Raw genomic sequence first — 24,831 nt, forward strand, 5'->3', positions numbered from 1 at the left:
AGTCAGGCGAAGGACTTGCCCGATCTCTTCATCAGTGCGTTGAGCTCTGCGGCCGCCACGGCCTCCGCATCATCGAGGGACTCTCCGCCGGGCTTGATGATGCGCGAGACACCGCGTCGCAGGTCGTCTTGATACCGGGCGTCGATGACATCGAATTCGAGGTTCTTGACGTAGATGCGCAAGCGATCGCGTAGTGCCTGATCCGAATCAGCTGCCTCGACAACGTTGGGCAACATGCTCGTCTGAACGAGCAAGGCATGTGCGACTTTTCGCGCTTCGGGGTCGCGGAGACCGAGCATGATCTCGCGAGGCGAGGACCGGATGATGTGGTCCTTCCACCAATCGAAGTTCGAACTCTCGTCCACGGTGACCAGTTCAAGCTTTGTTTCGTCGAGGCTGCGCGCCAGCGTCGATATCGCGAGATCGAAATACTTGGTGCGTTCCCCGGTGGGGAGGGCATTGATGTAGGAGCAGAGTTCGTCGCCGGCATCCTGAGCGGAGAAGCAATATCTTCGGATGCCGTGAATGCTCGTGTCCAGCAGCCCGTATTCGTAGTTCATGATGCGGAAGGGGCTGAGGCCACTGTCGAGAACGTCGGGACGGCCGTTGACCGAGGACTCAGCCGAGAACTCCCACGGAGTGGCCGGGTTTCGGCGACCGGCCAGGATGTCGGTCAAACGCGGTTTGCCGTAGAACCGGTGCGGCATGATCGGGCCCGGCCCACGAGAGTAGGCGATGGTGACACCGGTCGATTGTGCTTGCCGAAGAAAACGGTGGTAGTCGAGGTACACCAGGGAGGCCGTGTACCGCGTCAGGGGAGACGGTCGCAGTTCCCCGACATGGTAGACAGCGTCGTATAGCCTCAGATGCCAGTTGTCGGACCAGATCTCGCGCGCGGCGTCGGCGATGAGTCTTCCTTCCGCGGCATCATCACCGCGGAACTGGGAACCGATCGTGGCTGCACCGAGAATGCCGAGCAACGCCGTCACCGGCGCATCGAAACCGGCCGAACCGTCCGCTGAGGTGATCAGCACACCGAGGGATTTTGCGAGTGCCCCGAACGCTGTGTCGCAGTCGACATGGATGAGGGGGTCCAGGCCGGAGAGCAGCTTCAGCCCGTCCTCGGTGAACTCGTGTTGGTCGTACCCCGTGCCCATCGACGCTGTCACGAACTCGGTGAGCACCCGCGACTCCTCGACGGCGTGCTCGGTCAGTGAATCGTTTTCGATGCACTCACGGACGTCGCGGGCGAGGGACCGGGTCGATCCACGCTCGATGAGGGAGAGGAAATCGAGTACCTCGCGACGCAGAGTGCTCGAGAACGGCACCTCGCGTGTACGCCGGTTTGCCGCGATGGCCACCTCGGCGAGCGACACCTCCGGCGCGTAGCGACTCTTCGCACTGTTAGTCGCGTACGCGTGCAGCGTGCCCTTGCGTACCCACTGATTGACAGCTTGCCGGCTGACGCCGACCACCCTGGCAGCCTCGGACTGCGTCACCAGATCCGACGGCAATTCATTCGTGGACGAGCGCGTTCGAAGACGTTCCGCTGCGCGTTCGAGAGCGCGAACCAGTTCGGCGACCGGTACCGCGCCGCTCTCGCCCAGCGTGAGAGCAAGCCTTTCGAGGGCGACCGAGATCGATTCCTCGCCTTGCGTGTGCATTTTTCGAGCGTAACCGATGTCAATGGCATCGCTTGACGCTTTCGCAGAACCCCAGCTATCGTGTGACTGGGATTACACGCTAGGAGGAGTGAGACATGGTCGAGAGTGATCAGTCTACGGTGCTGGCTCGACGGGCGGCCCGTTTGCTGCCCGCACCTCCTGACACCGGCGATGCGTTCGGCATGCTGGCGTGGGAAGAGCTGGTCCTGGCGACGGCCAAGCGCCTCGGGATGGTGGCGCGGTGCGACACCCGCCATCTGCCTCCTGACGTGGTCATGCCGGCGCCAGGAACCAAAGTCACGTGGCAGACCTTGTTGAAACTCGGGGCGTTGCTCAACTCGGACGACGCCATCGGTGACCGAGCCGCCGGATGGTTCACGTCGACGACCACCACGCTCTCGGAGACCGCCGCGGCGCGCTGGGGGAGTGCTGAGAACGCGGGAGCGTGCGCGGGCGGCGTTCGTCGGATGCGTGGCCGCCGAGTCGAGCTGGCTCACGACTGACGATCAGGCCACCGATACCCGATCTGACAACGCATCCGTCCCGGACCGGGAACGGTCCCAGTGCGGGATCCAGAGAGCGGCGATCGCAGCGAACAGCATCGCCGCCGCCAACATGACGAAGCCGACCGCGTAGGCGGCTTCTGCAGGAAAACCGGCGTCCGTCACGTGTGACGCGACCAAACCGGTAAAGGCAGCGGTTCCCATCGCGCCACCGATCGTGCGAATGTTCGCGTTCATCCCGCTGGCCACGCCGGTCTGCCCGCTGGGCACCGATGTGATGACGACAGCCGCGAGCGTCGACACGACAAGACCGAGACCGACACCTTGAACGGACACGGCGAGATAGAGCTGCCAGGTCTGCGTATGCGCAGCGGCAACCATCAGATAGGCGGTCGCGCACAGGATCGACCCTGTGAACATCACGGCTCGCGCCGAGGTCGCTCGGACCAGGCGTGCTGAGAACAGGCCGATGAGCACTGACACTGCCGAGGACGGCAGTAACAGCCATCCCGACTGAGTGATGGTTGCTCCCAGGCCATACCCGGACTCCGCCGGCGTCTGGATGAGCTGGGGCAAAAATGCATAGAACGAGAAGCTCGAGAAGCCGACCATGAATGCCACCGCGTTCGCTGTCCAGACACCGCGGAGCCGCATCATCCTCATGTCGATCAGGGGATATCTGACACGCTGTTCAACGACGATCCATGCCGCAGCGAGTAGAGCTCCGCCGATGAGCAGCGCGACTACGACTCCGCTCGTCCAGCCCCACTCGCCCCCGCGACTGATCGCGAGCAGCAGGGACGCGAGCGCCCCGGAAAGGAGGAGGGCAGGAAGCGGGTTGATCGAACCGCCCCGGGTCGAGTCCGAACGCGGAATACACAGGGCTGCACCGACCACCGCAAGGGTGACCCCGATAGCCGGTAACCAGAACAGCCAGTGATAGTCGAGGAAGACCACGATCGGGCCGGCAAGAATGATCCCGGCGCCGAAGCCGATCGACGCGATCGAAGCGACGACGCTGACCGCTGTCCGGGTCTTCTCAATGCTGAACTCGTCGCGGATGATGCCGAATGACAGCGGCAACACGCCACCTCCGACCCCCTGCACGATGCGTGCCGCGATCAGCCAACCGATCGAGGGAGCGACAGCCGACAGAACCGAACCCACCGCGAGACCCGACAATGCGACGAGAAGGATTCGCTTCTTCCCCACCCGGTCCCCGATGCGCCCGAGCAGGGGAGTGGAGATCGATGCCGACAGCAGATAGGCCGTCAGCACCCACGACACCGTGGATTGATCGGTCTCGAAGCTCCGCTGGATCTCCGGCAGGACCGGGATGATCAACGACTGCAGCAGCGAGAATGCCGACACCGAGACGATGAGGACCACGAGTATGGCGCGTGGGTGCTGCCGACGCGGACGCCGCCCGGCGGCGTCGACCTGACTCAACGGAGGATGAAGCCGGTGTAACCGTCGTTCTCGATCTTGCTCAAACGTTCCACGAACTCGGGTAGTGATCCGACGTACGCCAGGTAGATGCGGCGCTTTCCGGGGATCGTCTCGCCGAAGACATACGACTTGGTGTTCGTGTTGGCAGCCAGGCCCTTGGACGCTTCCTCGTAGACGTGGTCCGTCCACTCGTCCTCAGCCGCCGGGTCGGCCTCGACCCGTGAGATGTTGTTGTCGAAGACGTGAGTGGTCAGGCGTGCCATCCACTCCAGTACCCGTTCACTGCAACGCAGCGAGTTGCCGTGGCCTCCCTTGCCGTGGGGACCGCCCATGATGAAGAAGTTGGGGAAGCCGCTGACCTGGATGCCGAGATAGGTGCACGGACCGTCCTCCCACTTCTCGCGGAGCGTGGTGCCGCCTGCGCCGTGGATGTCGATGCGGTTCAACGCGCCGGTGAATGCCTCGAAACCGGTGGCGAACACGATGATGTCGGCATCGATATTGCCCTGTGCCGTGACGAGTCCCGTGGCGCTGAAGGATTCGATGGGGTTCTCGGCCAGCGAGATCAGTTCGACATTGTCGCGGTTGTAGGTTTCGTAGTAGTTCGTCTCACAGGGCACCCGCTTGGTTCCGAACAGATGATCTTTCGGGATCAGCATCTCCGCGGTCTTGGGGTCGTCGACGCGGCCGCGAATCTTGTCGGCCAAGAACTCGCAATAGATGCGGTTCGCCTCGGGGTCACTCGCGATGTCGTGGTACATCCCGGTCCACTTCGCGAATCCCGGTGCATTCCACGCTGACTCGAACCTGGCGTTGCGCTCTTCGACGCTCACGTCGGTGGATGCGACAGGATCCCAGTCGTGCAGGAACCCGCTGAATGTGCCGCTCATCCGCTCGAAGATCGCCGGGTAGTTCTGCCGGATCTCCGCCATCTTGGCGTCGTCGAACGGGGTGTTCCGAAGCGGCACAGCCCAGTTGGGCGTGCGCTGGAACACCGTGAGATGTTGGGCGGTCTTGCCGATTTCAGTGATCACCTGCACGCCGCTGGCGCCGGTGCCGATGACGACGACCTTCTTTCCGGCGAAGTCGACGTCCTCGTCCGGCCAGAGTCCGGTATGGTACCACTCGCCCTCGAATGTCTCGATGCCGGGGATCTTCGGGAACTGCGGCGCTGAGAGGACGCCCGTGGCCGCGATGACGAGCTTGGCACGGAAGTGCCGACCGTCGACGGTTGTCAGATCCCAGTGGTCGGTGGTCTCGTCGAAGTCCATCCGGGCGACCCGGGTGTTGAACTCGATGTCCTTGCGTAGGTCGAACTTGTCCGCAACCCGGTTGAAGTACTGCTCGAGTTCCGGCTGACCGGCGAACATCTCCTTCCAGTCCCACTCTTCGAGGAGCTCATCAGAGAAGGAGTACTGGTAGCTGAAGCTCTCGGAATCCAGCCGAGCACCGGGGTAGCGGTTCCAGTACCAGGTTCCACCGACCCCGCCGCCGGCCTCGAGTACCCGAACCGAACGGCCCGCTTCCCGCATGAGGAGGAGCTCACGCATGCCGCTGGCACCCGCGCCGATGATGATGACATCGAATTCGTTTGCACCGTCATCGATTACGTCGGACGTCGATGCTGGTGACGTACTGGGCTCGCTCATGATCTCCTCCGAGATGGGTTCACAGTTGTGTTGACGCGTCGCACGCCGGGACTAGACCGCACCGACGACAGGGGCGTCGAGTGCCTGTTCGGCGATCAGCTCGTAGTGTCGCTCCGCCGAGCCGAGGACGGCCGAATCGGCCACTGCGCGTTTGAAATAGAGGTGCGCCGGATACTCCCACGTGAATCCGGTACCGCCGTGCAGTTGGATCGCGGTGGCCGTCGTCCGGAAGTAGGTCTCTGAAGCGACCGCACGGGCCAGGCTCGCAGCCAGACGAGGATCGTCAGTGTCGTCCTGGATGGCCCACGCGCCGTGATAAGCGACCGAGCGCGCTTGTTCCACCGCCATGAGCATGTCGGCGCACTTGTGCTTGACGGCCTGGAACGCGCCGATCGCCTGACCGAACTGCAGGCGGTTCTTGGCATGGTCCACGGTGCGGTCGAGCATCGCCTGACTTCCGCCGACCTGCTCGGCAGCGATCAAAACAGCCCCGACCCTGGCTGCGTACTCGCATACCGCAGGGGTCTCGATCTCGTCGGCCACGCGCACTCCGACAACGTCTTTCAGTTCGTACTGAGCCTGCCTACGGGTGAGGTCCATGGTCGTCAACGCTGTCCGGGTGAGACCTGGATCAGCGGTGTCGACCAGGAAGAGCGCAATCCCGTCGGAGGTGCGGGCGGCGATGAGTGCCGCGTCGGCGGCCATCCCGTCGGCGACGTGGGTGGCGACGCCGTGCAGCGTCCACGTGCCCTCTGACGTCGTCGCAGACACGGTGGCGTCCTCGGCGACGAACACGCCGTCGCCGATGGGGGCCGCCAGTGTCAAGACTGTGTCCCCGCTCATTGCGCCGGCGAGATGCGGTGCGGCAGCTCCGATGTCGGACAGGGCACACAGAGCGGGCACCGCCAGGGCCAGGGTTCCGACGACGGGCCCGCACACCAGTGCCGCGCCCATCTCCTCGAACAGGATGGCCTGGGCGACCAGTCCGGCATCGTCACCGCCGAGCGATTCTGGTACCGCCAGACCGAAGACTCCGAGTTCGCTACCCAGCCGTCGCCACAAAGCCGCGTCGTATCCCGACTCCGATTCCATTGCGCTTCGTACGGCGGATTCGGGTGACATCTCTTGACAGAACTCCCGCACCATTTCACGCAGGGCGATCAGATCCTCTGAGAACTGGAACTCCTGTGTCGGCTCACTCATCGCGGGATGTCCTTCCATGGCTTGCCTTTGTCGTTGCGCACTTCCTGTGGAAGCTTCAGAACCCGTTCGCCGATCACGTTGCGCATGATCTCCGAGGTACCGCCCTCGAGCGTGGTGGCGCGCGATCGCAGGAACTTGCGCTGTATCGCGGTCGGGCCGCTCACGTCGTCGGGGGCATCGGTCGAGTAGGTGTCGATGAGTGCGCCCTCGGGCCCGAGAAGTTCGATGCAGAACTCGTAGACAGCCTGATTCAGTTCCGAGCCGGCCAGTTTGATGGTGGCACTTTCGGGACCGGGGGTGCCGCGGACAGCGGACGCCCGAGCCCGCTCAGCGGTGAGGCGCTGCGATTCTGCGCGCGACCACAGTCGGGCCAGCTTTTCGCGCAGGATTGCGGTGTGGCGTTCGGGATGTGCCTTCCACAGGTCCAGGGCGTCGGCGATCGCGCCGCTGCCCCGGGCAGGAATCCGGTCGCCAAGTGATGTGCGCTCGTCACCTAGGGTCCCGGTGGCCACGAACCATCCGGCACCGACATCGCCGAGGCGCCCCGAGTCCGGGATGTGGACGTCGTCGAGGAACACCTCGTTGAACGACGCACGCCCGGTCAGTTGTCGCAGTGGTCGTACCTGCACACCTGGCGTCGTCATGTCGAGGATGAAGTAGGTGAGGCCGCGATGTTTCGGGACGTCGGGATCGGTGCGCGCCAGCAGGACGGCCCAGCGCGACTTGTGGGCGAGACTGGTCCACACCTTTTGGCCGTTGATCTTCCAGCCGTCGCCGTCGGGAACGGCCATTGTCGCGAGCCCTGCGAGGTCCGACCCGGCGCCCGGTTCGCTGAACAACTGGCACCACAGTTCCTCACCGGTGGCCAGCGGCCGGAGCAGACGGGCGGCAGTGTCGGGGTCGGTGTAGCGGCTGATGGTTCCGGCCACGATGCCGTAGCCAATTGTGTTCACTGTGCGAGGTTCGGGGCCACCGGCATCTTTGATGATCTTGTTGGCGATCATCTGCAGGCTTCGCGGTGCACCGAGTCCGCCGAGGCCCACCGGGAAATGAACCCAGGCCAGACCGGCATCGAACCACGCGCCCATGAGCTCGGTGAGCGGCACCTCGTGCGGGGGATGTTCGGCGACTACTTCGCGCGCGAGTTTCTCCACGAGTGCTGCGTCGGGTGTCACGTCGGTCGTGGTCATCGACCTTCCTTTTCTGCAGGGGATCAGCCGGGGCGCGAGTGGTTCTCGGCTATAGCTTGACTGTAACAGAAGTAGAACATAACTATGAAAGTACTTCGATTGCCGTTCCGGCCACCTCGGCACAGCAGACGGGTGAGGATGTGGTCGGGGCCATCGGACCCCTCGCGATACGGACTGGAGACCTGTGAGCAACGAACCCGCACGACGTGCGCCGCGACAGACCTATACGGCCGACGAGGTCCTGCGTCTGGCCGAGGAGCTCAGGACCTGGGGAAGGTGGGGCCCCGACGACGAATTGGGGGCGGCGAACTGGACCACGCCGGCGATGGTTTCCGCGGCCGCTGGGCTGGCCCGTCGGGGTCAGATCTTCTCTCTCGCCATCCCGATGGATCGGACCGGGCCGCAGTCGGGCCGCACAGCACGGGTCAACCCGCAGCATGTGATGTTTAAGCACGGCGGAGACATGCTCGCCGACGGTGAGGCAGGACTACGCGGCATGCGCTCGACCGACGATGCCGTCTATATGCCTCTGCAGGCCAGTACCCAGTGGGATGCCTTGTGCCACATCTTCTACGACGGCAAGGCCTACAACGACCGCGGGCCGGAGTCGGTGACCAGTGCAGGGGCAAAACACAACAGCATCACCTCGATCAAGGAGCGTGCCGCCGGCCGCGGAGTTCTTGTCGATCTGCCTCGTCTGCTGGATGTGCCATGGCTCGAACCGGGGGATTCCATCGGTGCCGAGGATCTCGAACGCTGGACCGGCCACCACGGCGTCACCATCGGGGAGGGCGACTTCGTGTTGCTGCGCACCGGGCACCTCGAACGTCGGCGGGCGGAGGGGTGGGGCGACTACGTCGCAGGTGCCGCGCCCGGATTGGGTCTGAGCGGTGCGGAGTGGCTGGTCCGGCGCCGGATCGCCGCGGTGGCGTCCGATACCTGGGGTCTGGAGGTGCTTCCATCGGAGTGTCCGGACATCGGCCATCCGGTCCATGTGGTGCTGATGGTCAACGCGGGTGTCCGCATCGGTGAGATCTGGGATCTCGAAGCCCTGTCGGAGGACTGTGCGCACGATGGTGTCCACGAGTTCTTTCTCGTCGCCCAGCCGCTCCCGATCACCGGAGCCGTGGGTTCGCCGATCAACCCAATTGCCATCAAGTAATGTTATAAGCAAGTTGCAATATTGTTCACCCGCGCGGAAGGTCCCCATGTCTGACTACCGGTTCATCACCTACGAACTCCTCGACGAGGGTCTTGTCGCGCGGATCACGCTCGATCGCGCGGGATACCGGAATGCGCAGAACCGAACCCTGCTCGTGGAACTGGACAGCGCCTTCATACGTGCCGAGGCCGACGACACGGTTCGGGTCGTGATCCTCGCCGGCGCCGGCGAGGTCTTCTCGGCCGGGCACGACATGGGCACACCCGACCGGGCCGCCGAGCGGGATCCCGAATCCGAGCACTTCCACTCGACGTTCACCACGCATGGCGCGACCAAGCGCAGCGCGGAGAAGAAGATGGTCGAAGAGTGGCACTTCTTTTACCAAAACGCCTGGCGCTGGCGCAATCTACGCAAGATCACCATTGCCCAGGTGCAGGGTGCGGTGCTGGCGGCGGGTCTCACGCTGGCGTGGTCGTGTGACCTCATCGTCGGCGCCGAGGGAACCAAGTTCGCCGATCCGGTCGCGGTGCGTCTGGGCATGTGCGGTGTCGAGTACTTCGCGCATCCCTGGGAGTTCGGGCCCAGAAAGGCAAAGGAACTCCTACTGCTCGGTGACTCCATCGACATCGAGGAAGCGCACCGCCTCGGCATGGTCAGCCGTATCTTCCCGCGCGACGAGCTGGAGGCCGAGACTCTCGAAATTGCACGCGCCATCGCCAAGCGTCCCAGTGTCACCTCGCTCCTGATCAAGGAATCGGTCAACCAGACGTTGGAGAACCAAGGCTTCTACAACGCGCTGCAGTCCGCGTTCAACCTCCACCAGCTCAATCACGCGCACTGGGCAGAGATCCATGGTGAAGGCGGCGACCGCGCGCAGCCCGAAGACGGCGCCTTGCCGTGGAAACTGCAGAGGGACTGAGCCCATGGTCGATGAACGTGACGCAAACGTGGTCCCCGACTTCAGTCGGATGCTCCGACTCGACGAGACGGTGCAGGTGGTTCTCGGCGCAGGCCTTGGCATCGGCCGTCAGACCGCCCATGCGCTGTCGTCGGTCGGAGCCCGGGTTGTCTGTGTGGACGTCGACGCCGACCGCGCGAAAACGGTTGCCGCGGAGGTGGACGGGATTCCGTGGGCCGGTGATCTCACCTCACGTGATGATGTCGCGGATCTGTTCCGTTTTGTCGCCGACGAGTGCGGCAGGCTCGACGGGGTCGTCGACATCGTGGGTGGCGCCCGCTACAAGGCGATGATCGAGCTCACCGACGACGACTGGACGTTCCACCACAACGTCGTCTTACGACACGCATATCTGACACTGCAATACGCTGCGGAGTACTGGCGCGCGTCGGGAACCGGCGGCACGGTCACGTTCGTGGCCTCGGTCGCCGGGTTGACCAGTGCTCCGATGACCGCGGCATACGGCGCACACAAGGCGGCATTGATGTCCCTCGTCCGGACCGCGGCCGTCGAACTCGGACCCGAAGGGATCCGTGTCAACGCCGTGGCTCCGGGTGTGGTGAGAACGCCTCGTGCGCAAGCGAATCCGAAATGGACCGACGATCTACTCGAGTCGAACATCGAAAAGACGCCCTTGCGCCGATTGGCCGTACCCGCTGACGTCGCCGCCGGCGCGCTCTTCTTCAGCACGCCCATGTCCGGTCACGTCACCGGACAGACATTGATCGTCGATGGCGGCAACACCATCGTCTACAACGTCGACACCCCCGGAGCCTGAGGCACGGACAACAATGCCCCCGCTCGGCGATCCGCCGGGCGGGGGCATTGTCGTAGGTGAGTGGTCAGCCCGGCGAAACGACCTCGTCGCGACGGATCAGACCGAAGTCGGAGTCGACAAGGTCTTCGTCGGCACCGGGTAGCGGCGCTGCCAACGCGGGAACCGGGGCCGACACCGAGAACTTGATCGGTGCGCCCGCGACGTCGACACCTTGGTGATAATGGCCGTCCGGCAACGTCATTCGCATTCCGCGTGCCATCGCCTGAGGATGCGAGAACGCCTCGTTCAGGCTGAGCACCTGGGCTCCGGGTAGGCGGAGCTCCACGTAACGCTGCTCCCACTCGGCTGCGGTCCGGCGCAAGAAGCTCGGCTCGACGAGCCGGTAGAGATCAACCTCGTTGACCCGACGCAGTGGCTCGGACTCGAAACGGGGATCGTGCTCCCACTCAGGTGCCTCGGCCGCCGTGCAGAAGCCGTGCCAGAACTGCTGCGTGATGCAGATGACGAACCACTTGTCGTCCTTGGTCCGGAACGCGCCGAAGGGAAGTGAACCGCTTCCGCCGCGCCGCGGTTCCGGTAAGAACCGCTTGCCGACGGTGACCGCCTGTGGAACCCGGTACGACAGCAGGGCGACCTGGGCATCGAGGAGCGCAAGGTCGATCCGCGAACCCGTACCGGTCAGCCGGCGCCTGCGTTCGGCGCCCAGCATGCCCAGCACCGCGTACATCGAGCCGGTGAGGCCGCCGATGGGGTTGCCCCAACGCACAGGTGTGTCCGGGCGGGTGTGGTCGACGGTGATGCTCATGCCGCCACCGAGTGCTTGGATGGCGTTGTCGAAGGCGGGGTAGGGGCTCCACGGCCCGGTGTGTCCGAATCCGGTGATGGAGCAGCTGATCACATCTGGCTTGATCTCTTGCAAGGATTGGTGGTCGATGCCCAACCGCTGGAGAACACCTGGACGGTAGTTGTCCAGGACCACGTCGGCGTGGCCCAGCAGTCCCCGGAAGTACTCCTGACCTGCTGCCGTCTTCAGGTCGGCGGTGACGCTCTGCTTACCGCGATTCAAACCACATCGGAAGGCGGATTCACGCTCGGGGTCGGGATACGGCTCGAGGAACTGTCCCACCGGCCGGTCGACTCGGATCACGCGGGCGCCGAGGTCGGAGAGCAGTTGTGCGGCAAAGCCCTTGCTGGGCTCATCTCCGTTCAGCTCGAGAACGACCGTTCCGGTCAGGGGGCGGTCTTCGGCTGCGGATCGACCGGTTGCGGGCTCCGGCGCGACCCGCGGGCGCAGCGGCCGCGGCGGTTCGCCGAAGCCGTCGCCGAGGTGGATTGCGCCGGCAGCGGAGAGGGATTCGAGTTCAGCTTCGGTCAGCCCGAGAACCGAGGTGAGTACGAGGGCGGTGTCGGCGCCGTTCGGGCGAGGTGCGCACCAGTGCTCCGGGTCACCGAACTTCAGCGGATCGCCGGCCACCGTTGCACTGCGGCCGAAGTGATCTGCGATATCCACAGCCATGCCACGAGCACGCACCTGGGGGTGGTCGAACACCTCCGCGACACCGAGCACACGGCAGGCGACGACGCCCGCCGCCATGAACTCGTTCTGCCACTCTTCGGCAGGGCGGGTGATCAGCACTTCTTGAAGAATTGCCACGACCTCGTCGCGATGGGCGTGCCTGGCCAGCTGGGTGCTGAAGCGGGGATCGTCGATCATGTCGGTGCGATTCATGATTCGGCATGCTGCGGGCCACATGCGCTGACTGATGCACAGCGCAACCCAGCCGTCACTGCATTCGAAGTTTCCGAAAGGCACTGTGCCCTGGCCACCTTCGAACGGCGCGGGATCTGGCTCCTGCCCGAAAGTGAGTGCCTGGGGCACGCGGTAGGTGTTCAGTGCCAGCATCACGTCGAGCATCGAGACATCGACGTGCTGACCGGCGCCGGTGCGGTCGCGGTGGATGACGGCGGCGAGAACGCCTATGGCGCTGAAGATCCCGGCGAAGAGATCTCCGATCGGGATGCCCCAGCGAACCGGTGGGCTGTCGGGATCGAGTTTTGTGTAGTTCATGGTGCCCGACAGCGCCTGGACGATCGGGTCATAGGCAGGCATGGTCGACCATGGTCCGTCGCTACCGAATCCGGAGAGTGAGCACGTGATGATCTGCGGATTGCGGGCGGCGAGCGAGTCGTAATCCAGTCCGAGCCGTTCCATCACGCCCGAGCGGAAGTTGTCGAAGACCACGTCGGCTTGTTCGACGAGTCGTAGCAACGTTTCGCGGCCCTGATCGTTCTTCAGGTCAAGGCTCACCGAATGCTTGTTACGACTGAGGCCCCAGGTGAACGCTTCGTCTTCGGTCAGAGCGGACGGCGCACTGTTGCCCGTCACCGCACCCGGAATCGATTCGATTCGGATGACCTCGGCACCGAGGTCGGACAACATGAGCGAACCGAACGGCCCGGATACGACCCTCGACAGATCGAGAACCCGTATCCCGTCCAGTGGACTGAGATTGCGTGAGTCAGGCGACATAACCGAATGTTACTGCCAAAGCTTGTTGCAACACAACTGCAACAAGTTTTCAATCTGCTTTGAAGACCATTAAAAGCGTTTGTCGGCCGTCAGACGGTCGAGCTCGCGAAGGCGGCCTCGAAGTCCATCTGGCGGGCGATGTCGTTCTTGACGATCTTTCCGCTGGCGGTGCGGGGAAGGGCCGCCGAGGTGGTCACCATCCGGGCCGGAACCTTGAATGCGGCGAGCTGTGAGGCAACGTGCGCGCGCAGGATGTCGGCGCCAAGATCGGCGCCCGGGTGGACCCGCACGATGGCGGCCAATTCTTCGCCGAGCGTCGGGTGCGCGATCCCGAACGCCGCGGCCTCGACGACATCGGGGTGGCTCGTCAGGCAGGCCTCGACCTCTGCACAGTTGATGTTCTCGCCACCGCGGATGACGACATCTTTGAGGCGGCCGGAGATGTACAGATAGCCCTCGTCGTCGAGACGGCCGAGATCGCCGGTGCGGAACCAGCCCTCGGTGAAACTCTCCGCTGACGCATCCCGGAGGTATCCGGTGATCACCTGCGGACCCCGCAGGATGATCTCGCCCTCTTTGCCGTTGAGGACGCGAACGAGTCGGTCGTCGACGATCCCGACCTCGACGGTCGGCAAGGCCCTTCCGACGCTGTCCGGCCGCTTGACCCAGTCCGGACCACCGATGGCCACCACACCTGATGTCGTCTCGGTGAGGCCGTAACCGGTCCGGGCGCTGACGGCGCCTTCGAACTGACGGTGGACGCGCTCGATGAGGTGGGGCGGGATCGATGCACCGCCCAGGCCGAGACTCTTCAGCGACGACAGATCGTGGTCGGATGCCAGAGCGGTGTCGAGGAAAGTCTGAATCATGTACGGCGCACCCGAGAGTTCGGTGACACCCTCTGCAGCGACGAGTCGTACCGCCTCTTCTGGGTCCCACTTGTGGAGCAGGACCATGCGGTGTCCAGGGTAGGACGACGTGTAGAGGGTATTGACTCCGGCGATGTGGAAAAACGGGAACGACACCAGCTTGACCCCCGGTGACGGCATCTGTGGAGCTGACCCGTCGGCCGGGAAGCGCACCGCGCGGATGAGCTTGTTGAGCAGCGATGCCGAATGGTTGAGGTGGGAGCCGACGGCTGCCTTGGGACTGCCCGTCGTACCGGAGGTGAACAGGATCGTCGCCGGATCGAGCGGGTCCACCGACTGCTCGGGTGGTTCGGTGGTTCCAGGGTTGGCGATGAGGTCTGCGTAGTCGATGACGCCCTCGGGAAGAGTTTGGCTCCGTACCGCGACCACGCGCCGGACACCGAGCGCGTCGAGGTTGATCTCTCCGGTCTGTACAAGCCGTTCAGCGTCGGCGATCAACACGCTCGGGCGGGCCTGATCGATCAGTCCCTGCAATTCCGCCGGTTTCAGCCAGGCATTGAGTGGCACGACGACGGCACCCAGCAATTGCAGGGCCCAGAACGAAAAAATCCACTCCGGGTAGTTGCGCATCGCGATGGCGACCCGGTCACCGTGCCCGATCTCGAGTGTGTTCCGGAATGAATGCGCGAGTGTGACGACCTCGAGCCACTGTTCGTCGAATGTCCACCGCTCGTCCCGGTAGACCACGGCATCGGCACCGCCGTGCGCCCTCGTCGCGAGGAAGGCATCTCGCAGTGTCAGCGGATCCCGATCGAACACCTCGTACTCGACGCCGTCAACGACGCGTGTGGTCAGCGGGAAGAGGCCGTCGGGATCGGTGAGACGTTCTTGTGGTGTTCGGGTCCCATCGTGCATTTTCGGCACCTCTCCATCAGATCGGACCTGCAGCCAGACGAGCAGGACCTCGGCATCTATCGTGGTTCAATAGTGGTTACACCATAACAACAACCAGGAGTGGCCGGAGTGGACGTCGTAGTGACCACGCACCAGGGGGCCATTCGAGGCCGTGAACGAGCGGGTGTCGCCAGTTTCCGGGGTATCCCCTACGCGGCCGCACCCGAAGGTGCACTCCGATTCGCCGCCCCACAACCCGCGCCGCTCGGTGATGTGGATGCTCGTGAGTGGGGAGCAACGGTGTCCACCCCACCTCAACGGTCACCAGAGATTGATCGGCTGTTGCCGGATCCGGTTAGGCAGGGCTCATCGGCACTGAACTCGTCGCCATTGAACTTGAACGTCTGGACCCCGTCGACCACAGGCGCATTGCCGGTTCTCGTCTGGATCCACGGGGGCGGATTCGTGACCGGCGCAGGTTCGGTCACCGCGTACGACGGATCTGCGCTGGCACAGCGAGACATTGTTGTGGTCACGATCAACTACCGGTTGGCGGTCGAGGGTTTCGTCGAGGTCGAGGGCTGTGTGTCCAACCGCGGGCTGCTCGATCAGATAGCGGCACTGCGGTGGGTTCAGGAGAACATCGCGGCCTTCGGCGGGGACCCGACGGCAGTGACCGTCGCCGGAGAGTCCGCCGGGGCGATGAGTGTTGTCACGCTGATGTCGATGCCGCTTGCCCGAGGTCTTTTCGCTCGGGCGATCGCACAGAGCGGAGCGGGTCACCACGTCCACACGCCGGATGAGGCGGCGTACATATCGGCCCAATTGTCCGCGGAATTAGGGATACCTCTCACGAACGAGTCCTTGTCGCAGATACCTGATGATCGGCTGTACGCGGCACTCAATGCCGCGCTGACAACGGTGTCATCAGTGCCCGGCCCCGGGGGGAGACCGCTTCGTCGTCTCGGCGTGCAGCCGGTGGTCGACGGGGATGTGTTGCCGATGCGGCCGATCGATGCCGTGAGAGTCGGCGTGGGCAGCGAGGTCGATCTGCTGACCGGCACGAATGCGGACGAGTACGGATTGTTCGTGGCGGCCACAGGACTCGACGAGCGTCTGGACGAAGCGATGCTCGCGGGCATGGTCTCGCGTTTGGGCAGCGACGTCGAAGCCCTGCTGCCCGCGTACCGCACGAGGTTTCCGCACGCTTCGCCGGCTGAACTCTTCAAGCAGTTGCAGGGCGACTGGTTCTTCGTCATCCCGATGCTGCGTCTGGTCACGGCGCGTGAAGCGGCCGGCCGGCGGACGTTCGTCTACGAATTCGTCTGGACGCCGGAGACCTTCGGCGGCCGGCTCGGGGCCTGCCACACCCTCGAGGTCCCGTTTGTCTTCGACACGCTGGGAGATCCCTGGGGACGTGAGCTGCGGGGCGATGCGCCCCAGGCGGTGGCGGACACGATGGTCGAGGCATGGGTGTCCTTCGTCCGCACCGGTCATCCGGGGTGGGACGCGCACGGGTCGGCGTCGACTGTCGCCCGCATCGATGAGCGCATCACCACGGTGACCGACCCGCACCGATGGCGGTTGGACAGATGGCAGGGCCTCGCGCCGGTCGGCTGACTCTATTGGTTGTCTAGTTATGTCGCTAGCATGTTAAACTTGTGCTCGACACATCGGACCGGATGTCGTCCGATGGAATGGGAGTGTGATGAAGCAGCCGCTGAAGGTCGCCGTGGTGGGCGCGGGCATGTCCGGACTGTTCTTGGGTTATCACCTCAAGCAAGCGGGCCACGAGTTCACGATTTTCGAGAAGCGCAACGCCGTCGGCGGCACCTGGGATGCCAACACCTATCCCGGGCTCCACGTCGACGTTCTGACTCGCAACTACGAGTTCTCTTTTGCCCGAGCCCAGCACTGGACCAAGCGGTACGCACCGGGCACCGAGGTGCGTAAGTACCTGGCCGACTTCGCGAAAGATGCCGGACTGCTCGATCACATCCGGTTCAACACCGAGATCACCGCGGCGTCGTGGGACGACGGTGTCTGGAATGTCACCCTTGCCGACGGGTCGACCGACATCTTCGACATCGTCGTGTCCGCGACCGGATTCCTGCGGGTACCCAATCGTCCGACCGTCCCCGGTGTGGAATCCTTCGCCGGCAAGTCATTCCACTCTTCTCAGTGGGATCACTCGGTCGATCTCAACGACAAGAGTCTGCGCGTCGGCGTCGTCGGAACGGGCTCGAGTGGCGTCCAGATCGTCACCGCACTCGGCGAGAAGGGTCTTGACGTGACCCACTTCATCCGTTCGCCGCAATGGATGCAGGTCAAGCCGAATCCGCGGTACACACGACTGGAGAAGTTGGTACTGCGGATTCCGCCGCTGGCCAAGCGGTACGACCAGCGCATGGCAGAACAGCGCATCAAGACCGACGGCAACGAAACCTGGCGCCTGGTCCCAGGTCCGGATCGGGAAGAGATGAAGGCCCGGTTCCTTGCGATGCTCGAGCGGGAGATTCCCGACCCCGAGTTGCGTGCCAAGTTCACGCCCACCGAGCCCCTCGGTGTCAAGCGAATCGCCAAGACCCCGAATTACTATCGCGTGGCGCAACAGGACAACGTGCACCCGGTCTTCGGCGGGGTCTCCAAGGTGGTGCCCGAAGGCATCGTGGACGACAAGGGCACACTGCACGAGCTCGACGTGATCGTGTGGGCAACAGGTTTCGATGCGCACGCGTACATGCGTCCGATGAACCTGACGGGGCCGCAGGGCCGCACGATCGACGATGCGTGGCGCGACGGTGTGAATGCCTTCCGCGGCATCGCGGTCACCGGTTTCCCGAACTTCTTCATGCTGTGTGGACCGTTCGCGCCGATCAACTCGATCACGATCCCGACGACGCTCACCCATGAGGTGGGCTACCTCATGCGGTTGCTCGAGGTCATTCGCCGAACCGAGAAGGGCTACGCGCCCACCGCGGAAGCCACCGAGGAGTTTCTCGCCGAGGTTCGAAAAGCGCTGCCCGACACCACCTATTCCGAGGGCAAGAACTGGTACAGCCAGAAGGTGGGGACCCCGATCATCTGGCCGTTCACCCGGCAAAAGCACGAGGAACAGTACAAAGAACTCAAGATGACCGACTTCGACACCTTCGAGATGGCTCCGGTCCGCGGAAACAAACCCGACCGGGTGGTCTGAGTCCTCCGATGGCCACTCACGAAACCGTCCGCGCCGGTGACTCAGTGATCATCGATGCCCAGATCCATGTCTGGAAGTCCTCGACCCCCGATCGTCCGTGGCCGGCGGACGCCATCGAGCCGCAGCGTCCGGTGCCGTTGGAAGTGCCCGAGGTGCGAGCCGAGATGGACAACGCGGGTGTCCGCGCGGCACTGCTTCTCGCGCCGACCTGGGAGGGCTCGCGCAACGACTACGTTCTCGCCACCGCCGCGGCGGAGCCCGAACGTTTCGGGGCACTGTGCCGATTCCCGACTGCCGACCCCGCCGCCGTCGAAAAGCTGGCCCATTGGCGAGAGACCGCCGGTATGCGCGGAATCAGGTTGTCGCTCAACAGAGGTGACGTCGAGAGTGCGCTCGGCGCGGCGATCGACAGTGGATTCTTCGCCGCGGCGCAGGAACACCGGGTACCCCTCAGTGTCTATGCACCAGGTCGGTACGGGTTGTTCGGCGAACTGGCCAGGCGGTTTCCGGGTCTGCTCATCACCGTTGATCACTGCGCGATCGAAGACGATCGTCTGGCGCTGCCCGATGCGATCGAGCCGCTCACCGATTTGGCGCGATATCCCGGGATCGCTGTGAAGGCCTCGGCGTTGCCCTGTTTTGTGCGCGAGACCTTCCCGTTTCCCTCGATCGAGACCGCCGTCTATCGGCTCGTCGAGGCGTTCGGGGCGCAGCGGGTGTTCTTCGGATCCGACTTGTCCCGGCTGCCGGTTCCCTACGCGCAGTTGGTGAACACATTCACCGACCACCTTCCCCGACTCGACACCGCCGAGCGGCAACTCGTCCTGGGCGGCGCTCTGGCGAAATGGCTCGAGTGGCCCGAACCGCACTCGGTGCCGGCCGTCGCTTCCCGTCACATGACGTCTTTCGAAAATGGAGATTGAGATGAAAAGCCCCATCGCCGGGAATCGTGCCGGCTCGTTGTCCGATGTACGTGTCGTCGAGATCGGCGGTCACGAAGGAGAGTACTGCGCGTTGGTGCTGGCCGGCCTCGGCGCCGATGTCATCAAGGTCGAACCACCTGGCGGCAGCGCCAGTCGCATGTTCGCACCGTTTGTCGATGACGTGCCGAATCCTGACAGGTCACTGCACTTCTGGGCCTACAACCGGGGTAAGAAGTCGATCGTCATCGACGTCGAGACCACCGAAGGGCGAGCTGACTACGCCGCGCTGATCGCCGGCGCCGATGTGGTCATCGACTCCACCCCGCTCGGCTACCTCGATGAACTGTCGCTGGGTTCTGCCGATGTCCGGGCCGAACACTCGCGATTGATCTACGGGCGACTCACTGCCTTCGGCGAGGACGGACCGCACAAGCACTTCAAGGCGTCCGATTTGGTGCATCTCGCCTACGGCGGTGTCGTGATGAACAACGGCTACGACCCCGACCCCTCGTTGAAGTACGAAACCCCGCCGATCGCACCGCAACTCGGTCACTCCTACGCCATCGCCGGAGAGCAACTCGCGTTCACCGTGGTGGCTGCGCTCTCCACTCGTAACCGAACAGGACATGGGCAGCATCTGTCGTGCGCGATCCATGAGGCCGTGGCAAAGAACACCGAGGGTGACCTGATGTCCTGGGTCGCTTTGCGAACCCCGTTCAACCGTCAGACGTGCCGTCATTCGGCGCCATCGGTGTCGCGTCATCGCTCCATCTTCAGCACCAAGGACGGACGCTGGTATCTCGCGATGACCCGCAACGCCGCGTTGCTGGGCCCGTTCCTGGACAAGTGGGGTATCGGCGGAACCATCAGCGATGGCAGCGACGAGAAGGAAAAGGACTCCCGGGTCCTGCCGGGTATGGAGGGTGGCGCTGCCAGCAACATGGACGTGGTCGAGCAGACCATTCGTCGGTACATGTACGACAACGTTCCGTGGCGTGAAGCGCAAGAGGCCGGTCTGATGTGGGTTCCGGTCCGAGAGCCGCACGAGAGTGCTCACGACGAGCACTGGCTCGATCGCGGAACCTACACCGATGTCGAACACCCCGAGCTCGGGCGGTCTTTCCGTTACCCGACCAGCAAGTGGGTCACCGGCGGATCGGTATGGGTCCCGGGGCGACGCGCGCCGCTGCTGGACGAAGACCGGGCTGCCGTGCTGTCGGCAGCACCGCGTACCCCGATCGAGCCCCGGCCGTTCGAGGGTGAGGAACGGCTGACGCCCAACGGCACACCGTTCGCGCTGCAGGGAGTTCGGGTGCTCGACTTCACGTGGATGCTGGCCTCTGCAGGTGCGACTCGTTTCTTGGCCGCGCTCGGTGCTGACGTCATCAAGGTCGAGTGGCACAAGAACCTCGACCCGCGCCGTGGCGGTAACCCGGTGGGTGGCCGGGAAGCACGGGAGAAGGCAACAGGTCCCGTTCCGTCGCAATGGCCGGCCGATCAGGGCGGTCCGGTGGGCGCGCAGTACAACAACAAGAACCCAGGAAAGCGCGGACTTTCGCTCAACGTCAAACATCCGGAGGGTCTCAAGCTGGCGAAACAGCTGGTCACCAAGTCGGGCATCGTCGCCGAAGGGTTCTCACCCGGGGTGATGGAGAGCTGGGGTCTGGGCTACGAGGTGCTCCGGGAGATCAATCCGTCGGTCATCTATGCCAAGCAGTCGGGCATGGGCAGCCGCGGTCGCTACGGTCGGTTCCGCACGGTCGGTCCTGTCGCACAAGCATTTTCGGGACTGTCGCACATGAGCGGACTGCCGGATCCGTATCCGCCGGCCGGATGGGGATACTCGTACCTCGACTGGTACGGGGCTTACAGCTTCGCACTGGCCATCACCGCTGCGGTGTACCACCGTGAGCAGACCGGAGAAGGTCAGTGGATCGATGCGTCGCAGAGTGAGGTCGGGTTGTACCTGACCGCGCTGCCGCAGCTCGATCACGAGGTCAACGGCCGGACGTACAAGCGGGCAGGGAACCGTTCGCCGTACTCGTCGGCGGCACCGGAGGGCATTTATCGCTGCGACGGTGACGACCGCTGGATCGCCATCACGTGCGCGACGCAATCGGAGTGGGTCCGATTGGCCAAGGAGGCAGGCCACACGGAGTGGTTGGAGCGTGACGAGTTCGCGACCCCGGAAGCACGACAGAAGAACCGCGCCGACCTCGACAGAGTGATCGACTCGTGGACCAGCGAATGCGATCCGTACGCCTTGATGCAGCGATTGCAGGATGTCGGCATCGCGGCAGGCGTCGCACAGACCGCCGCCGATCGCTACGAGCGGGATCCGCAGTTGCGTCACCTCAATTGGCTGACCGAACTGGACGCGACCAACTTCGGTCGCTGGCCGGTGGCCGCACCGTCGGTCCACATGAGTGAAACGCCGCAACACATCGGTGGATTGGTGAACCGTGGTGCCGCCGCGTACGGCGAGCACAACTACGAGGTCTATTCCGAACTACTCGGTCTGTCGGCGAGCGACGTCGACGCGCTCGCAGCCGACGGCATCGTCTGATGGCGGTGTCCGTGCCCGGTGCAATCCGGGGAAGATCGGCAATCGTCGCTGTAGGCAATACGATTCAGGGAACGGTACCGGGTATCTCGGCCGACGAGATCGGCGTCGAGGCGTTGCGCCAGACCCTGAATAACTCTGGTATTGCCAAGTCGGAGATCGACGGCCTGATCACCTGCAAGTCGTACGGTGGCTTCGGCATCGACACCGAGATCGGACGCCTGGCGGGATTGAACCCGGCCTACAGCGCCACACTCGACTACGGAACCTGCAACTTCTCACTGCATTTGGCGTGCGCAGCCATTGAAGCCGGACTCGCCAGTTGCATCGCCATCGTGTACGGCACGACCCAGCGAAGCGACGGCAACCGGTTCAGCCATCCACTCGGCAGGCAAGACGACGCATCGGTGTACGGCTTCTTGAACGTCGCAGGTGTCGCCGGCATGGCCTTTCGGCGGCATCAGGCGCTGTACGGCACCACCGAGGCGGACCTCGGCGAGATCGCGGTGTCGCAGCGCAAATATGCGCAAGCCAACCCGCAGGCCATCTTTCGGGACACGCTCACCATCGACGACTATTTGGCGGCGCCGTATCTCGTCGAACCGCTGCGCCGTGCTGACCTGTGCATGATCTCGGACGGAGGCGCCTGCCTGATCGTCGCGAGTGCGGACAAGGCCAAAGAGCTCACCGGAACCCCGGTACATGTGATGGGTATCGCCCAGCAGTCCGGGTTACGTGATCGGCAGAACGACGACCAGTGGATGCGACCGTGGATAGGTCAGGTGGCCGACCGGATCTATCCGGCAGCGGGAATCGACCGCGGTGACATCGACGCGCTGTACATCCAGGATCCGACCAGCGTCTGGGTCATGCAGATGCTCGAGTGGTACGGATTCGTAGAACCCGGCGGTGTCGGTGATGCCTTCCGTTCGGGCGCAATCGGATACAACGGAAAGCTGCCGTTGAACACCAACGGTGGGCAGCTCTCCGAGGCGTACATGTGGGGATTTCTCCATCTGGTCGAGATGGTTCGTCAGCTGCGCGGGGAGGCCGGTGACCGGCAGATCGACGGTATGCGGACCACTCAGTACTGTTCGACCTTCGGGATGATGAAGGCCGCGAGCACGATCTTCAGCTTGGACATCGAATGAACCCGGGAGATCAGTTGAACGACGAAGCGCCACTTGGCTTCACAGGCGACGACCAACCGTTCTGGGATGGTGCGAAGGAGGGCCGGTTGACCTTCCAGCAATGCGACGACTGTCGGTTCGTACGGTGGCCGGCGGCGGGGGTGTGCCCTGAGTGCCTGTCGCGGGAAGCGACATGGCGCGAGTTCGCCGGAACCGGTTCGGTCTGGAGTCATGTTGTCTACCATCGCGCCTACGCTGCGCGTCTGAAGCCGGATGTGCCTTACCGCGTTGTTCTCGTCCAACTCGACTGCGGTGTGCGGCTACTCAGCCGAATACTCGACGTGGACACACCGGTGGCCGTGGGGGACCGGCTTGAGGTGCGCTACGTCGACGTCGGTGATGCAGGTCAGGTTCCGGTCTTCGTGCCTGTCACTCGATGAGGTCGCGCAGGTAGTCCTTGACCCCCCACCGGAGGTCAGGACTACCTGCGTCTTCAGGCGTTGTCGGCCAGGATGATGTCGCCGGCGATCCAGGCCAGAGCCTGCGTCGGGGCGCTGCAGTTGCCCGACGGCATCTGTGGGAACACCGATGAGTCCACCACCCGCAGGTTGTCGATTCCGCGGACCCGGAGCCGTTCGTCGAGCACATCGTCGTCGTCTGGACCGATGGCGCAGGTACCCAGCGTGTGGATCCCCGCGACCCCGTTGTTGATCGTGTACCGGACCACGTCGTCGATCAGCTGCGGTCCCGGCTCCAGTTCTTCGGCGACATAGCGTGAGAACGGTTCGGTGGCCAAGATTTCCCGCGCCTTTGTCAAAACCTTGGGGATGATGTCGCGGTCGTGGTCGGTCGACACATAGTTGGGGACGATGCGGGGTGCGTCGGCAGCCTTGGGCCCGGTGACATGAATGGAGCCCTGACTCGTCGGGAAGGTCGGGGACACGATGAATCGGGCGCCCGGGAACTTGTCGACGACAAGGCGACCCGACGTCGGACTCACAGCCGACGTGGAAATCGGGGTGAAGAATGCGTGGGTGTCAGGCCTGGGCGAGGCAGGATCGGACTTGTATGCCGCGACTATGTTGTACCCGCCGTGCGCGATCAGACCGTCGCGAGTGAACAGATACTTGAATCCGGCCCACATCTGGCGAGGGAAGCTCGAGGCCTGTTTGTTGAAGCCCGCGACGTCCTTGAGTCGGACCTGCAGCATCAGACCGCGGTGTTCGCGCAGGTTCTCGCCGACCTTGGGGCTCGAGACGACCACGGGAATCCCGGCCGCTCGGAGTACCTCGGGCCTGCCGATACCCGAACGTTCGAGCAGCTGGGGTGATTCCAGCGGGCCGCCGGAGACGATGACCTCTTTGCGGGCGCGGTAAGTCACCTCGTTGCCCTTATGGCGCCCGCGGACACCGACCACCCGGGTGCCGTCGAGGATCAGGCTCTCGACGTAGGTGTGGGTCACGATGGTGAGGTTCTTACGACGCCGGGCTGGTTTGAGGAAGGAACGAGCCGCGCTCATCCGCGTTCCGCGCTTGATACTCGAGGCGACGTATCCCACTCGCTCGTCGTCGCTGCCGTTGGGGTCACGAACGAATCCGATGCCGTGCTTGCCCATTGCCTCGATGAACGCGTCGCTGGCCTGCTCCGGCGGGCTGGTGATGGAGATCTTCACTGGGCCACCGACGCCCCGGGTGGCACTCGGGCCCAGTTCGTGGTCTTCGAGTTGTTTGAAAGCTGTCAGGAACCGGTCCCAGTTCCAGTCTTTGAGGCCGAGCTTCTCCCAGGCGTCGTAGTCAGGAGCCCAACCGCGGTTCCACACCATGCCGTTGATGGTGGTCGAGCCACCGAGAACCCGACCGCGAGGCCAGGTCCCGGTCATCCCGTCGCCGTACGGTTCCGTTGTGTAGCTCTGCGAGGTGCGTGGGTTGTTCATCGTGAAGTAGAAACCCTTGGGCACCAGGTGGATCGGGTTCAGATCCTTGCCCCCGGCCTCGATCAGCAGTACGGAGTGACGCGGGTTCTCGCTGACGCGGTTCGCGACCACAGCGCCGCCGGCGCCACTGCCGATGATGATGAAGTCGAAGTCGCGTTGGGATTTCTCAACCATGCTTCTAATCGTAGACCATTGCTGGTTCAGTGGTGTTAAAGTCGTGTTCTGCGCACCGAG

18 protein-coding genes are annotated in these 24,831 nt (G+C 63.9%); 10 read left to right on the forward strand and 8 right to left on the reverse strand.

Annotation, left to right across the window (positions count from 1 at the left end; genetic code table 11):
* Positions 1 to 2: 2 nt before the first annotated feature.
* Entirely contained in the window at positions 3 to 1,664 is a 1,662-nt protein-coding gene (locus CSW57_RS21680) for a hypothetical protein (RefSeq protein WP_099384726.1), read from the reverse strand.
* 95 nt (positions 1,665 to 1,759) lie between these two features.
* Here CSW57_RS21680 and CSW57_RS21685 point away from each other — a divergent pair, with 95 nt between their 5' ends.
* The gene (locus CSW57_RS21685) at positions 1,760 to 2,167 is read left to right on the forward strand and encodes a hypothetical protein (protein WP_099384727.1); all 408 of its coding nucleotides are present in this window, start codon (positions 1,760 to 1,762) and stop codon (positions 2,165 to 2,167) included.
* A 3-nt stretch (positions 2,168 to 2,170) separates the two neighbouring features.
* On the opposite strand, the gene CSW57_RS21690 is transcribed toward CSW57_RS21685, so the two are convergent.
* The 4 genes from CSW57_RS21690 to CSW57_RS21705 are packed head-to-tail and all read right to left on the reverse strand — an operon-like array spanning position 2,171 to position 7,658.
* Positions 2,171 to 3,616: an MFS transporter gene (locus tag CSW57_RS21690; protein WP_189339390.1), complete on the reverse strand. Its 1,446-nt coding sequence runs from the start codon at positions 3,614 to 3,616 to the stop codon at positions 2,171 to 2,173.
* Positions 3,613 to 5,265 (reverse strand): flavin-containing monooxygenase, encoded by a 1,653-nt coding sequence (locus CSW57_RS21695; protein ID WP_099384729.1) that lies wholly within the window; start codon positions 5,263 to 5,265, stop codon positions 3,613 to 3,615. Before CSW57_RS21695 ends, CSW57_RS21690 begins: the two co-directional genes overlap by 4 nt.
* 51 nt (positions 5,266 to 5,316) lie before the next feature.
* Complete coding sequence (locus tag CSW57_RS21700) at positions 5,317 to 6,468, reverse strand: acyl-CoA dehydrogenase family protein (RefSeq protein ID WP_099384796.1); 1,152 nt, start codon at positions 6,466 to 6,468, stop codon at positions 5,317 to 5,319.
* Positions 6,465 to 7,658 carry an acyl-CoA dehydrogenase family protein gene (locus CSW57_RS21705; protein WP_099384730.1) on the reverse strand — a complete coding sequence of 398 codons (1,194 nt, stop codon included), beginning with the start codon at positions 7,656 to 7,658 and terminating at the stop codon, positions 6,465 to 6,467. The genes CSW57_RS21700 and CSW57_RS21705 overlap by 4 nt, the downstream gene beginning before the upstream one ends.
* Positions 7,659 to 7,842: 184 nt before the next feature.
* Between CSW57_RS21705 and CSW57_RS21710 the strand changes: the two genes are divergently transcribed.
* Genes CSW57_RS21710 through CSW57_RS21720 form a run of 3 tightly spaced genes read left to right on the forward strand, consistent with a single transcriptional unit; the run spans position 7,843 to position 10,556 of the window.
* On the forward strand, positions 7,843 to 8,820 hold the full coding sequence (locus tag CSW57_RS21710; protein ID WP_223249429.1) for a cyclase family protein: 978 nt from the start codon (positions 7,843 to 7,845) through the stop codon (positions 8,818 to 8,820).
* A gap of 46 nt (positions 8,821 to 8,866) precedes the next feature.
* Positions 8,867 to 9,739, forward strand: coding sequence for an enoyl-CoA hydratase (locus tag CSW57_RS21715; RefSeq protein ID WP_099384731.1), 873 nt, complete (start codon positions 8,867 to 8,869; stop codon positions 9,737 to 9,739).
* 4 nt (positions 9,740 to 9,743) lie between these two features.
* A complete protein-coding gene (locus CSW57_RS21720) occupies positions 9,744 to 10,556 on the forward strand; it encodes an SDR family NAD(P)-dependent oxidoreductase (RefSeq protein ID WP_099384732.1) in 813 nt (270 codons plus the stop codon).
* 64 nt (positions 10,557 to 10,620) lie between these two features.
* On the opposite strand, the gene CSW57_RS21725 is transcribed toward CSW57_RS21720, so the two are convergent.
* Positions 10,621 to 13,086, reverse strand: coding sequence for a CaiB/BaiF CoA transferase family protein (locus tag CSW57_RS21725; RefSeq protein ID WP_099384733.1), 2,466 nt, complete (start codon positions 13,084 to 13,086; stop codon positions 10,621 to 10,623).
* Between the two features lie 89 nt (positions 13,087 to 13,175).
* Positions 13,176 to 14,870 (reverse strand): class I adenylate-forming enzyme family protein, encoded by a 1,695-nt coding sequence (locus CSW57_RS21730; protein WP_099384734.1) that lies wholly within the window; start codon positions 14,868 to 14,870, stop codon positions 13,176 to 13,178.
* 120 nt (positions 14,871 to 14,990) lie between these two features.
* Here CSW57_RS21730 and CSW57_RS21735 point away from each other — a divergent pair, with 120 nt between their 5' ends.
* From CSW57_RS21735 to CSW57_RS21760, 6 genes are all read left to right on the forward strand, one after another.
* On the forward strand, positions 14,991 to 16,469 hold the full coding sequence (locus tag CSW57_RS21735; protein WP_189339391.1) for a carboxylesterase/lipase family protein: 1,479 nt from the start codon (positions 14,991 to 14,993) through the stop codon (positions 16,467 to 16,469).
* Positions 16,470 to 16,557: 88 nt separating this feature from the next.
* Entirely contained in the window at positions 16,558 to 18,048 is a 1,491-nt protein-coding gene (locus tag CSW57_RS21740) for a flavin-containing monooxygenase (RefSeq protein ID WP_099384736.1), read from the forward strand.
* An 8-nt stretch (positions 18,049 to 18,056) separates the two neighbouring features.
* A complete protein-coding gene (locus CSW57_RS21745; protein WP_099384737.1) occupies positions 18,057 to 18,971 on the forward strand; it encodes an amidohydrolase family protein in 915 nt (304 codons plus the stop codon).
* A 1-nt stretch (position 18,972) separates the two neighbouring features.
* The gene (locus CSW57_RS21750; RefSeq protein WP_099384738.1) at positions 18,973 to 21,537 is read left to right on the forward strand and encodes a CaiB/BaiF CoA-transferase family protein; all 2,565 of its coding nucleotides are present in this window, start codon (positions 18,973 to 18,975) and stop codon (positions 21,535 to 21,537) included.
* Between the two features lie 11 nt (positions 21,538 to 21,548).
* Positions 21,549 to 22,685, forward strand: coding sequence for a thiolase family protein (locus CSW57_RS21755; protein ID WP_223249430.1), 1,137 nt, complete (start codon positions 21,549 to 21,551; stop codon positions 22,683 to 22,685).
* Positions 22,682 to 23,104: a Zn-ribbon domain-containing OB-fold protein gene (locus CSW57_RS21760; RefSeq protein WP_099384740.1), complete on the forward strand. Its 423-nt coding sequence runs from the start codon at positions 22,682 to 22,684 to the stop codon at positions 23,102 to 23,104. Before CSW57_RS21755 ends, CSW57_RS21760 begins: the two co-directional genes overlap by 4 nt.
* Positions 23,105 to 23,157: 53 nt before the next feature.
* Here CSW57_RS21760 and CSW57_RS21765 read toward each other — a convergent pair whose 3' ends face one another.
* Positions 23,158 to 24,771, reverse strand: coding sequence for a GMC family oxidoreductase (locus CSW57_RS21765; RefSeq protein ID WP_099384741.1), 1,614 nt, complete (start codon positions 24,769 to 24,771; stop codon positions 23,158 to 23,160).
* Positions 24,772 to 24,831: the final 60 nt, after the last annotated feature.

Origin of the sequence: Williamsia muralis (assembly GCF_002735905.1) — a bacterium.
Taxonomy (GTDB): domain Bacteria; phylum Actinomycetota; class Actinomycetes; order Mycobacteriales; family Mycobacteriaceae; genus Williamsia; species Williamsia muralis_A.